Below are 13,221 nucleotides of genomic sequence, written 5' to 3' on the forward strand. Positions count from 1 at the left end.
AAATGAATATTGATTACATTAAACCTACTGCCGCGGTTGCACTCGCAGACGAAGCTAGAAAGCTGGAAGGGATAGGGATACCGATTATTAAATTGCAGACAGGAGATCCTGATTTTAGCACACACCATAAAATATGTGATTCCGCAAACGCAGCGTTGAAGAGCGGGATGACCCACTATAGTTTGTCACAAGGGCTACCTGTTTTAAGACAGAAGATATCTGAAGAGCTTAATAAGGAGTTGTCAAGTAATTTTTTGGATCAAAATTGGATTTTGATTACAAATGGGGCTGCTGAGGGAATCTATTCTGTTATGGCCTCTTTATTGGAACAAGCAGACGAGATAATTATTCTTGAACCCAACTGGCCAACAGTTGATTCTTTAGGTACTCTACTAGGTGGAAAAACATTGAAAATTAATACGCTGAATAGCGTAGAAAGCATATTGAACCAGCTGGAAAAGTCATATACAGACAAAACTAAAATGCTATGTTTTAACTCCCCTAATAATCCAACGGGCTTAGTCTATGACCAGTTTACAATTGACTCCATTTGCAATTGGGCAATAGAAAAGGATTTGTACATTTTAGCAGATGAAGTATACAGGTATCTTCAATTTTCGTCATTAGAAAGTACGTCGCTATCAAATTTACTCAATTACAATAAATATATCTTTGTAGATAGCTTTTCTAAAAAGTTTGCTATGACGGGATGGAGAATAGGTTATGTAGCTGCACATCCGTCCACCTTAAATAAGATTTCCAAAGCATCGCAACTCACGATTACTCATGTTGCACCTTTCGTTCAAATGGCTGCATTAACGGCAATGGTCGACGATGATTCACTTGAATATTGTGTTGAGATGAAAAGCATCTATAATCAGAGACGTTTGGCATTAATTAATATTTGCCGGGAACTGGGCTTGGATTTATTAACTCCGACTGGTGGATTTTATTTATTCATTCGTCTTGGAAAGGGAATCGATGATGTAGCGTTTTGTCAACGGATGTTGAAAGAAAAGCAAACTTGCATTGTACCTGGGTCCGCATTTGGAGCTTCAGGGAGAAATTGCATCAGAATCTCTTTCGCAACTGAGTTAGAAACAACGATAGAAGGAGTAAATCGTATTGCCGAAATGATATCAACACAAAATTATGAGTAAGGAATTGAAAATTTGTAGTCGTTGTATCTACGACAGCTTAATAAAAGGGATAACCTTCGACAATGAGGGTGTATGTAATTACTGTCATCAAGTAGAAAAGCTTAAATTGGAGTACAAGACGGGAAGTCCTCAAGGTGCACAAGATCTTGAAATAATAATTGAGGAGATCAAAAGAGCAGGGAAAGGAAAAAAATATGACTGTGTAGTAGGGGTAAGCGGAGGTACCGACAGTAGTTTTCTTTTAGCGAAAGCCGTTGAATGGGGTCTACGGCCATTGGCAGCTCACTATGACAATACTTGGAATACATCGATTTCAACGGAGAACATAAGAAAAGTAACGAGTAAATTAGGTGTAGATTTGTTTACTATTGTTGTTGATAATAAGGAATCGGATGACATTTTTCGCTCCTTTTTACATGCCGGAGTACCAGAATTCGATTGTCCTACAGATATTGCCTTGGCTGAAACGTTATATCGTGCGGCTTCCAAGCATAAAATATCATACTTGCTGGAAGGTCATAGTTTTATTACTGAAGGGGTTTCACCTATGAGCAATAATTATTTTGATGGAAAATATATAGAAGACATTCACAATAAGTACGGCAAGCTTACGATGAAGACTTTTCCGAATATGACATTTTTTAACTTTTTAAAATGGACTCTTTTCAAAAGAATTAGAAAAATTCGGCCATTGTGGTATATAGATTATAATAAGGAAGCGGCTAGGAAATATCTGGAGGAAACATTCGATTGGAAATATTACGGCGGCCATCACATGGAGAATAGATCCTCTGCTTTCGGGCTAAGTGTGTATTTACCGACAAAATTTAAAATTGATAATAGAAAATGGGCGTTGGCTGCCTCAGCCCGGGGAGGGTTTTTAAGTCGTGAAGAAGCTCTTGCAATTTATAATTCTCCTATAGAAGAGAACCCTGAGCTTATCGAGTATGTAAAAAAACGCTTATCGTTGTCTGATGAGGAATATGATCAAATCATAACAGGCCAAAAAAGAAGTTTTCGAGATTTTAAAACATATAAAAAGAGGTTTGAGCTTCTAAGACCATTGTTTCATATTCTTGCGAAAGCTAATCTAGTACCTATGAGCTTTTATATAAAATATTGTTTTCCACTTGACGAAAGATGATAGCAATAATTGACTACGGAATGGGGAATCTAGGCTCTGTTTTGAATATGTTTAAGTATATAGGAGTTAACGCGAAGGTGACTAGTGATTTCAATGAAATCAAAAAAGCGCAAAAAATTCTCTTGCCTGGGGTAGGCTCATTTGACAAAGCGATGGAACGAATCAATAACTATGGGCTTCGTGAAATTTTAGATGAACAAGCTCTCCTTCAAAAAAAGCCAGTGTTGGGAATTTGTTTAGGAATGCAGCTCTTAACGCGAGGCAGTGAAGAAGGTTCGCTTCCAGGATTGGGATGGATTGATGCTTCGGCATCACGTTTCCCACTTATTCCGAAATTGAGAATTCCTCATATGGGCTGGAATTCCGTTACGCCACTAACTCCTAGCCCTCTCACCGAAAATCTTCCGTACGACAGCCGATTTTACTTTGTACATTCGTTTAGCGTTCACGTGGATAAGGCTGAGAACAGCATTTTAAAATGTTCGTATGGGATCGACTTCGATGCAGCAATTCAAAAAGAAAATATCTATGGTGCTCAATTTCACCCGGAAAAAAGCCACAAATATGGAATGCAGTTGCTGAAAAACTTTGCTCACCTAACATGATCAAGGCAAGAGTAATTCCCGCCCTTCTATTGAAAGATGAAGGATTGGTCAAAACACGAAAATTTAACAGACCACAATATATTGGAGATCCAATAAACACGGTCAGAATATTTAACGAGTTAGAAGTTGATGAATTAATCTTCCTTGATATCGGTGCAAGCCCTCAGGCTAGATCGCCAGATTTAAAAATCCTGAGAGAAATAGCTAACGAATGTTTTATGCCCCTAGGTTATGGAGGTGGTTTGTTCAATTTTGAAGTTGTAAAGTCAATTTTCGACATTGGGTTCGAAAAAGTCGTTCTAAATACGGTTTTACATACAAATCCTCATTTCATATCTGAGATCGCAGAGCATTATGGCAACCAGGCTATCGTTGCAGCTATTGATGTGAAAAAGAATTTTTGGGGACATTATGAAGTTTGGACTCTGAGTGGAAAAAACAACACAAAAAAAAACCCGGTGGAATGGGCTGCGGAATTAGAGCAAAACGGAGCCGGTGAAATATTATTGACTTCTATTGACAGGGAAGGAACGTGGGAGGGATTTGATATAAATTTGACACGAAAAATATCCGACGCAGTAAACGTTCCCGTGATCGCTCATGGCGGCTGCGGCAAAATAAGCCATATTAAACAAGTAGTCGAGGACGGGCATGCGGCGGCTGTCGCATTGGGAAGTATGGTTGTGTACCAGCAGAGAAATATGGGAGTTCTTGTAAATTTCCCGGACAAACAACACTTAGAATCAATTTTGAAATAATGACAACCTCATTTACATTCACATATTTAGAGAAGGAATTGAAAAGCCTTATTGAAAGTGGTTACACATTTACCAATTGTATTGGGTACTATAAATTGAAGGAGCACAATAAATTACCTAAGAATCTAATTGTTTTAAGGGTTGATGTTGATCTTTCCGTGAAAAAAGCTGAAAAGCTCCTAAATATTTTCAATCGTTTGGATATCGTATCAACTTTTTTTATCCGGCTCCATGCCCGGGAATATAATCCATTTTCATTTGAAAATTATAGAATAATTAAGTCAATGGTTAACACCGGACATGAAATTGGCTATCATTCTGAGGTTGTGGACGAGGCTGTAATTTGGGGTGAAGATGAAACTTCATGTCTTATTAGAGATATCGATGTTTTTAATATGATGTATGGTGTGAAAATTAAGGGAGTAGCGAGTCACGGGGGTGGAACCGGGTATAATAATTTGGATTATTGGAAAAACAGAAGGCCTCAAGATTTAAATTTATTATACGAAGGGTATGATTTTGAACCCACTTATAATATTTTTCAAGAAGCATTTTACATTTCTGACTCGGAATGGATTAGGTGGAAATGTTATGATAAAGGTGTTAAAGTGACCGACGATTACCGATCGCCATCCGAACACGTAAAGGATCATCATTCGTTAATACATTTGTTAATTCACCCGGATACTTATTACGAAAATCATATCTACGATAATGAAAGATGATAAATTATCTATTGATGTTATAATTAAGAACAGTGGCTTTAAATGCGAGGTTGTAAATTATAACCAAGAATTATTTGTTTCGTGCATTTGTGCCACGTCTCCGGGGGATGAATCGGGTTTAACGTTTATTGATAAAGGGAGAGCGGACAAGGAACACTTGTTAAAACAAACAAGATCAAAACTTGTCCTATGCGACAAGTCTTTGAGCAATTTTGAAACGGAGAAATGCTTATTAATTGTCGAAGAACCGAAATTGGCCTTCTCGCTATTCGCAAATAAGTTTTTTAACAATGACCCGAAACCTTCTATTCATCCATCTGCAGTCATACATAAGGACGCAACAATTGGGAAAAATGTATTCATAGGTCCTAACTGTACTATTGGCAACGGTACAATTGGTGATAATAGCATTCTGTTTGGCAATGTCTTTATTTATGATAACGTTAATATTGGATCGAAAGTAAAAATTGGAGCCGGTACAGTCATTGGCGCTGAAGGTTTCGGATATAATAGGGACGAGAGCGGAATACCTATACAGTTCCCCCATGTGGGAGGAGTCACGATCGAAGACGAAGTTGAAATTGGCACCAATACGTCGATAGACAGAGGAGCTTTATCAAATACCATATTAAGAAGGGGAGCTAAAATTGACAACCTTGTCCATATTGCCCATAATGTAGAAATTGGTGAATATACTTTTATCGTCGCAAACTCTATGATTGCCGGAAGTACCAAAATTGGTAATTATTCATATGTAGCTCCCTCGGCGTCAGTTAAAGATCAATTAATTATCGGCAATAAATCTTTTTTAGGAATGGCGGCATCTTTAACTAAAAATATTTCTGACAAGGAGGTATGGGCAGGTAACCCTGCCAGAGAGATAAATGAATTAAAGAAATTGCAAAAGGTGCTTAATTCTATGTTGTCGGAGGAAAAGAAATGAAGTTGATAATTACATTAGTTTTTGTGGTAATTTCATGAAAATTGCCTTAGTTGGCAATATGAACAATACATTCAGTTCATTAGCCAGATATTTTCTCGATATTGGTTTTGACGTAAAATTATATAGGTTTTCTAACGAACCCGAGCACTTTTCCGTACAGGCCGATTCTTTCGACCCCCGTCTTATAAATCAGGTAGAAATACTTCCGTTTGTATCAACTTCAAACGTTTTCTCCAAAGCAGTTAAATGCAAATTCAAAGAGATTAGGAGTAATTGCGATTATGTATTTGCGTGCGGCTATGCACCCGCCTGGTTTCATAAAGCAAATTGCAAGATAGATTTTTTGCTGCCATACGGGTCAGATATTTATGATCTGCCCTTCTTTAGGTTTTCTTTGAATCCTAAATTCTTTTTTAGCAATTGGGTGTTTAGTAAATTTCAGCAAGCAGGAATCAAAAATGCTGAATTGTTAATAATGGAGAAACAATCAGTAGAGACTGAAGTGAAAGTACAAAGACTACGCGGACTAGCTGGACGCAGGAGTTACAATGCAATTCCGATGCTCCATCTGCCGACATACGAAAACCTCGACACAGGGTTAGGGGAAATAACTTCGGAGTTTCATGATTCTGTCCGGCGTTTAAGAGCAAAGTTTGATTTTCTGTTATTCCACCATTCCCGTCATTCTTGGCTAAACCCGCCAGCTGGGATAGAGCAAAAGGGGAATAATTTATTATTTGAAGGGCTGAGAGATTTTTTATTGGCCAACCCCTTAGTAAGTGCTGCAGTAGTTACGTTAGACTATGGTGTTGATGTGCAGAACAGCAAAAACTTGATTTTTAAACTTGGCCTTCAAGATAACGTGTTTTGGTTCCCTAAACAAAAGCGTATTGACTTAATGATGGGTATATCCGTATGCGATGTAGTTGTAGCCGAACTTACTGGAGGATATAATTTATATGGTACAGTAATGGAAGCATTATGTAAAGGTAAACCTATAATCCAAAGTCGGGAAAGAGATAAGTATGAAAATATTTATAAAGATGGGCTGCATAACGCTTTATCCGTGGAAAATTACAATAGTGTAGGCGATTTACTCACTGATTATTGGGCGAACCGTAGTTTTTACAACGAATCTGCAAAGAAAGGCTCAAAATGGTATAACGACAATATTGTCTCGCCATTTATGAATGAAATTAGTCGAATAATAGAAAGCAAGCGTGAATAATCGGATAGATTATTTAAAGTCATTAAATACTTTTAGTAAATTCAAATTACTGTTGAAAGACTCGGTAGTGTTTGGCGGATTGAATGCTCTATCGAAATTTTTTTCTCTATTTCTTACACCATTATTTACCTCGTTATTAAGTAAAGCTGATTACGGCATCATGGATCTATTAAATCCGTTAATGTCCATTTCCGGAACCATAATAATTTTAGGTATGGATAGTGCGGTAGCGAGATTTTACTATCAAACAGATAATGTAAAAGAAAGAAAACAGGTAGTTAGTAATGGGTTTTGGGCCCAGATAATATCGTCGATTTTTGTGGTAGGTTTTATTTTATGCTTCAAGACGATTATATTAACTTTTTATCTTAAACATAATTATAATGCTTCTCAGGATCTGTATTTACAAGTTATGGCGGGGATAATATTACTATCGACTCCAATAAGATTTGTGCAAAATTTATTAATCTGGACATATGAGAAAAAGAAGTATGCAGTTTTAACAGGTGGATTTGTGATACTAAATTTTCTGTCAATTGTAGGAAGTATGTATGTGTTCCGTGATAAATTGCTAGCCGTATTTATCGGTCAATTATTTCCAGGAATCATATTCGCTATTATGTCTTTAGTTTATATCCGAGGTTATTTACTGCCAAAGATAAATTGGATTTTATTAAAGGACATGATGAAATTTGGACTGCCCTTAGTTCTATTAGCCTTAATACCAGCCCTAATTCCAGCTTTAGACAGATCATTTATTAATAAATTTAGCGGACTGGAAGAAGTTGCTAACTATGGTATTGGATATCGTATCGCAACACTAATTGCCCTGCCTATAAGTAGTATAAGTACTGCCTTGGGTCCTTTTATCTTAGGCTTGCACAAAGAGGAGAATGCAGAGCGGTTATTCAATATCATAAGCTATGCAATTATTCTGTTAGTAAGTACTCTCATCATTTTTTTAGTAACACTATCACCACTTATTATAAAGATACTTGCCTCGCGGCATTATATGCCAGGGATAGTGGTAGTAGCGCCATTGAGCTTTTATTTTCTTTTGGATATGCTTAAAGGAATTTGCGCTTCCGGAATCGACTTATCAATGAAGACGTACTGGAACTTGATGTTATATCCGGTCGGACTTTTGTTTTTATATATGGCCCTGGCTACATTAACTCCTTTGTATGGTATAATTGGGGCGGCGATTGCATTGTTCCTGTCAGCATTGATCAACTTTAATTTATTTACGTTAGTAGGAAGACGATTATACCCTTTTAAATATAATCAACTTAAGATGTCCTTTTTGGTTCTGTTCGCATTTTTCATGTCTTTTGCATTAAGTCTAAATTTTGAAAATAGCTATTATTATGCGTATGGTGCCATTTTGCTAGTGATATTCCCCATTTGCGGCTTTATGGTGTTTATTAGTCGTGATCAACGTGAGTCGCTTAAAATCATCGTGAAACAGCAAATTTTAAAAAGAAACATCAAGTGACAGGGAGTTAGAATTATGAAGAAGGTAATATTAAATATATACAGCCTTAGAAATGGAGGAGCGGAGCGTGTTATGGCAAACCTGGCCAATCACCTGACCGTACGGGGTTATGAAGTATATATAATTACGATCGGCAATGCCGAATCTGGTTATGAGCTCTCGTCTGATATAAAAATCATAGAACTGGGCTTTGATAGCCTAAATTCAGGATTAGTAGCATCTATAAAGAAATTTTTAAAAACAGTTAAAGCTATTCACAAAAATTTCGTCATTATTAAACCTGATCTTTGCATTAGCTTTATGACTGAAACTAATATTATAAGTCTGATAGCAGGAAAGCTATGTCACGTGCCTGTGATTGTTTCGGAAAGGACAAATCCACTGAAGCATTCGATCTCCAGTGTTTATTCGTTTTTAAGAAAGTCACTCTATAAATATGCAACTGAAGTGGTCTTACAGACCGAAGGTGTTTTAGCTTTTTATCGAAAGAATCTTAAGATAAAAAATTTGCAAGTAATTCCGAATCCGATACTAATTCGAGATTTTATGCCTTGTGAAGAGATAAAAAAAAAAACTATATTAAGTGTAGGTCGATTGTCTCAAGAAAAAGGTCATTTATTGTTGATAAATGCATTCGCGAAATCAGATGCAGTTAAATTAGGCTGGAAACTTATAATAGTAGGTTCGGGTCCTATGCAGAACTTTTTATTTGAACAAGTAGTGCATTTGAAATTAACTGATTACATAGAATTTAAAGGTCGATCTCTAAATGTTTATGAATATCTCAAGGAAGCGGGTATTTTTGTTTTGCCGTCAAGTTATGAGGGGTTTCCAAATGCGTTGATGGAAGCATTGTCGGTTGGAGTACCTTCTATTAGTACAAATTGCGATTTTGGGCCATCTGACCTTATTCATGACGGAATAAACGGCTTGCTAGTAGAGACCGATAATGTGACTGATCTAAAAGAAAAAATCAATACTCTTTTACATAGTGATTCAAAAAGAGCAGATTTTCGAGCCGAGGGGCCGAGGTCAATGAAACGATTTAATTATGAAATTATAATGCATAAATGGGAAAGTTTAATCAACAAAACAATTAAAAATTAGTATGACTGAATCAAGTGAACTGAGTTCGACGGATGTACGAGGCGATCGTTTCTCTTTTGGCGCCAATTGGGCTAATTACCTCAAATCTATTGACGATGAAAAGATTAACAATGCTGCGACTTCAATGAAAAGAATGTTGGGAAATGATTCCCTCTCGGGCCTCAGGTTTCTCGACATAGGCTCCGGTAGCGGTATTCATAGCTTAGTAGCAAGAAGATTGGGCGCAACTGTTTATTCCCTAGATTACGATACGCAAAGTGTAGAATGCACGAAATATTTAAAGGAGAAATTTTATCCAAATGACGAAACCTGGACAGTAGTACAAGGGTCGGCTTTGGATGACGAGTTCATCCGGTCTCTTGGTGAATTTGACATAGTATATAGTTGGGGAGTTCTGCACCATACGGGTAATATGTTTAAAGCACTAGCTAATGCGGATATCCCGGTAAAGAAGAATGGGGTTTTATTTATCTCTATTTATAACGATCAGGGGCCATGGTCAAAGTATTGGACTTTTGTTAAAAGAACCTATAATAAAAATAGGTTTAACAGATTCTTATGGACTTATTTTTACATCGCGCTGTTTACGACGAAGGGCGCGGTAAAGGATCTTTTTCTTTTTAAGAATCCATTTAGGAGATACTCTGAATATAAACGTAAGAGAGGGATGACGATTCACTACGATCTGATAGACTGGATTGGTGGATTTCCATTTGAAGTTGCAAAGCCTGAGGTTATTCTGGACTTTTATTCTGAGAAGGGATATACCTTAAAAAAGTTAAAGACCTGCGGAGGTGGGTTCGGCTGCAATGAGTTTGTGTTTGTAAGAACATAATAAGTCGAACTGGCCCTCATTAAATTATAGAATGTGCTTCTTAAATACCATTGGCTTTTTCGAATTATAACCGGCATTTTAGCCAGTTTGTTTTTAACGTATTTTGCTTATTACTTTAATGAACCTAGCCTCTTATTTACAGGTTTGCTATTTTACTTAATCGGCTCATTATTTACATTATGTAAGCGTGAATACCGTATTTTTCAAGTATCATATTGTTGGTTAGTAATATTTTGTGTAGCTCAGGCTTTATTTTTTCAATCGGCTTATCTTCAAATATTTGACAAAGGTGGCGATGATAGATATTTTTTTGAAGATTGGATTCTGTTAGGATACTACGATATCGATGCCGTCTTAACGGAATACAACCCTTATAAGACCTTTGTTCTACCAGCGGTTTATTATTTAAAGTTCATTAATTTTTTGGGTTTCGGGTCTACCTTTTCGTTTCATGTTAATCTGATCAATGTCTTCGTCGGCTCGATGATACCGGTGTTTGTTTACAAAACAGCCATATTTTTTACTACTTCCAGACTAGCTCAATTTGCTACGGTTTTTGTTTCTTTTTATCCATTCCTGAATTATCAGAGCGTTAAGATAATGCGGGATGTGGATGTTTATTTATTGTTCACTATCTTAATTTATCTGTTGACCACTAACCTAAGGTTGTTAGCGAAAGGGCTTTGGATTCTGTTAATTGTTTTCCTAATGTGGAATGTCAGAAAAGAGGCGTTGATTTATATATTTATTTTGGTGGGCTCATTTAGTTTTCTTCAAAATAAGAGCATTTTAACTCGTGTAACGTTAGTTGTTCTTATTTTTCTTTCGTTTGGGGTCGTATACATGTATGTAAGTACAGTGTATGGATTAGACCTAAATTCGGTTATTAAGTTTTCTCAACTTTATGACGATTTAAGGCAAGAAACCGCTGGTGACAGCTCTATAGCTACCATGCTTAAGAATGCAGGGTTCCTGGGAAAAGTGATTTCAGTTCCTTACGTTTGGTTATCACCCTTACCACCACCTATATTATTTTCAGTAAATTTTATGAGTTTGCTTATAAGTATAGGTTGTTTGTTATGGTATTATTTGATGCCGAGGGGAGTCATTAACTTATATAATAACACAATCAATTCATCTGGTATTGAACAGCGTAATTTATCACTATCAATATGTGTAACGATTCTTATAGGTAGCTTGTTTATAGCATATACTTCAGGTGATCCTCGGCATACTCTGATTTTCTTTCCAACCTTCTCAATTTTTTGTTTTGGATATTTTCAGAATAGTAGACAAAAGTTCGAATTAAACCTAATTTATGTTACAATATTTACTCTTATTGTAGCAATACTATCGTATTTATATTTAAAGTTTTTAATATAGTTTGTATGTGTGGCATATTTGGGACTACTAGCAAGTATGAAGAAGCGGTTATAAAAGCGAAACTTCAAACAATGGATCACCGTGGACCTGACTATTGTAGTTTCAAGAGTATAGACTCGAGGTTGATTTTTGGCCATAACAGGCTGGCTATTATCGATCTGGATTCCAGATCTAATCAACCGTTTATTTATGAAAACATCGAGATTGTTTTTAATGGTGAGATATATAATTTTTTGGATCTGAAAGAAACTTTGCGTGCAGAGGGCCATGTTTTTAATACATCATCGGATACGGAGGTAGTGTGTGCGTCTTATCTGGAGTTTGGAACTAAATGTCTAGATTATTTAAACGGGATGTTCGCCTTTGTAATTTACGATAGAGCTAAGAATATTCTATTTGGAGCCAGGGATAGATTGGGTAAAAAGCCGTTTTATTATATGTTTGATGATGGTGAATTTGAGTTTGCTAGTTCTCTTTCTGCAATAGAATGTGGTAAGCAACTGGAGCTTAATAGGGAATCATTAACAAAATATCTATATTGGAATTATATACCAGAGCCTCACACTCCTTTTCAAAATGTCTTTAAATTACCCGCTGGCCATAGTTTCGTTTACGATCTTGGGAGTACAGAGTTAAAAATAAGTAAATATTGGGATCTCCCTGTAAAAAACTTTGTAGGAAATGTCAGTTATGAGGATGCTGTAAAAGAATTAGATGAGCTTCTTACGGATGCTGTTAAAATCAGGATGATCGCTGACGTACCGCTAGGTGTGTTTTTGTCTGGAGGAGTGGATTCGTCTGTAGTTGCTGCTATAGCTCAGAAGGTAAGTGCGGTTCCGGTTAAAACTTTTTCAATAAAGTTTAATGAATCCGGGTTTGACGAAAGTGCATATGCTAGGCAAGTAGCGAATCTTCTTAAAGCAGATCATACTGAAATTGAGTGTACATATGAAGAAGGTATAAACTTTATAAAGAACTTTTCCGACTTTTATGATGAGCCTTTTGCTGACAGTTCCGCCATTCCGTCATTGTTGTTATCAAAATACACAAGTCAAAATGTAACAGTAGCACTTTCTGGTGATGGGGGAGATGAAACTTTCCTGGGTTACAATATTTATGATATAGTACAGGATCGAAGGAAGACTTTTTACATTCCGCTCTTTGTCAGAAAGCTAATAAGTAAAGTTGTTAAGTCAATTGCTAAAGGCGACACTCGTTTAAACCTGATTGCAAGAGGAATGTTACTTAAAGACATTAAAGCCTATTATATTTCATATTTCAAGGGCTTAAATAATGATTGGATTGAAGGCAAAGAAGGAGATGTTGAATACGTGGAATATTTAATGAGTAGGAAAAAGCCACTACTGGAAGCTATTTCAGATTTTGATACCAAGAAATATATGAATGGTGATTGTATTACAAAGGTTGAGAGAGCGAGTATGGCTTTTTCATTAGAGGTCAGGTCACCCTTAATGGATTACAGAATAATAGAATTTGCCCGCAAAATTCCAACAGACTTTAAATATAATAATGGTATCAAGAAGAGAATTTTAAAGGATGTCCTTTATAATTATTTACCTGAAAAAATTTTTGACAGAAGGAAGGCAGGTTTTGGTATGCCTTTGGGTGTTTGGTTTCGAACTATTTTAAAAGATTATGTTTTGGAAATGGTCAGTTCTGAAAACTTAAAATGTATAGATAGCTTGATTGTAAAAGACGAGTTTCTCAGGATCGTTGACGAGCATATGGAAGGTAAATGGGATCACACTCCTAAGATTTGGAAGGTTATTGTTCTAATAAACTGGTTAAAAAAACGAGGTCTTAAAGTAAATTAATTG

General features: G+C 36.3%; 11 protein-coding genes. All 11 read left to right on the plus strand.

The window, feature by feature from the left end:
* The first annotated feature begins 2 nt into the window (after nt 1-2).
* The 11 genes from P2W76_RS15035 to asnB all read left to right on the plus strand — a co-directional run bounded on the left by P2W76_RS15035 (nt 3) and on the right by asnB (nt 13,218).
* Complete coding sequence (locus tag P2W76_RS15035) at nt 3-1,160, plus strand: aminotransferase class I/II-fold pyridoxal phosphate-dependent enzyme (RefSeq protein ID WP_276348718.1); 1,158 nt, start codon at nt 3-5, stop codon at nt 1,158-1,160.
* A complete protein-coding gene (locus P2W76_RS15040) occupies nt 1,153-2,304 on the plus strand; it encodes an N-acetyl sugar amidotransferase (RefSeq protein WP_276348719.1) in 1,152 nt (383 codons plus the stop codon). The genes P2W76_RS15035 and P2W76_RS15040 overlap by 8 nt, the downstream gene beginning before the upstream one ends.
* On the plus strand, nt 2,301-2,909 hold the full coding sequence (hisH, locus tag P2W76_RS15045; RefSeq protein WP_276348720.1) for an imidazole glycerol phosphate synthase subunit HisH: 609 nt from the start codon (nt 2,301-2,303) through the stop codon (nt 2,907-2,909). Before P2W76_RS15040 ends, hisH begins: the two co-directional genes overlap by 4 nt.
* Nucleotides 2,906-3,667 carry an AglZ/HisF2 family acetamidino modification protein gene (locus P2W76_RS15050; RefSeq protein WP_276348721.1) on the plus strand — a complete coding sequence of 254 codons (762 nt, stop codon included), beginning with the start codon at nt 2,906-2,908 and terminating at the stop codon, nt 3,665-3,667. The genes hisH and P2W76_RS15050 overlap by 4 nt, the downstream gene beginning before the upstream one ends.
* Complete coding sequence (locus P2W76_RS15055) at nt 3,667-4,392, plus strand: hypothetical protein (protein ID WP_276348722.1); 726 nt, start codon at nt 3,667-3,669, stop codon at nt 4,390-4,392. The genes P2W76_RS15050 and P2W76_RS15055 overlap by 1 nt, the downstream gene beginning before the upstream one ends.
* Entirely contained in the window at nt 4,382-5,335 is a 954-nt protein-coding gene (gene lpxD, locus P2W76_RS15060; protein WP_276348723.1) for a UDP-3-O-(3-hydroxymyristoyl)glucosamine N-acyltransferase, read from the plus strand. The genes P2W76_RS15055 and lpxD overlap by 11 nt, the downstream gene beginning before the upstream one ends.
* A 34-nt stretch (nt 5,336-5,369) precedes the next feature.
* The gene (locus tag P2W76_RS15065; protein ID WP_276348724.1) at nt 5,370-6,563 is read left to right on the plus strand and encodes a hypothetical protein; all 1,194 of its coding nucleotides are present in this window, start codon (nt 5,370-5,372) and stop codon (nt 6,561-6,563) included.
* A 52-nt stretch (nt 6,564-6,615) separates the two neighbouring features.
* On the plus strand, nt 6,616-8,058 hold the full coding sequence (locus tag P2W76_RS15070; RefSeq protein ID WP_276348725.1) for an oligosaccharide flippase family protein: 1,443 nt from the start codon (nt 6,616-6,618) through the stop codon (nt 8,056-8,058).
* A 15-nt stretch (nt 8,059-8,073) separates the two neighbouring features.
* Nucleotides 8,074-9,165, plus strand: a complete 1,092-nt coding sequence (locus P2W76_RS15075) for a glycosyltransferase family 4 protein (protein WP_276348726.1) — start codon at nt 8,074-8,076, stop codon at nt 9,163-9,165.
* A 1-nt stretch (nt 9,166) separates the two neighbouring features.
* Entirely contained in the window at nt 9,167-10,000 is an 834-nt protein-coding gene (locus P2W76_RS15080; RefSeq protein WP_276348727.1) for a class I SAM-dependent methyltransferase, read from the plus strand.
* A gap of 1,388 nt (nt 10,001-11,388) precedes the next feature.
* The gene (asnB, locus tag P2W76_RS15085; RefSeq protein ID WP_276348728.1) at nt 11,389-13,218 is read left to right on the plus strand and encodes an asparagine synthase (glutamine-hydrolyzing); all 1,830 of its coding nucleotides are present in this window, start codon (nt 11,389-11,391) and stop codon (nt 13,216-13,218) included.
* Nucleotides 13,219-13,221 lie beyond the last annotated feature (3 nt).

Source organism: Daejeonella sp. JGW-45, from assembly GCF_029360805.1.
In the GTDB taxonomy this organism is placed as follows: Bacteria; Bacteroidota; Bacteroidia; order Sphingobacteriales; family Sphingobacteriaceae; genus Daejeonella.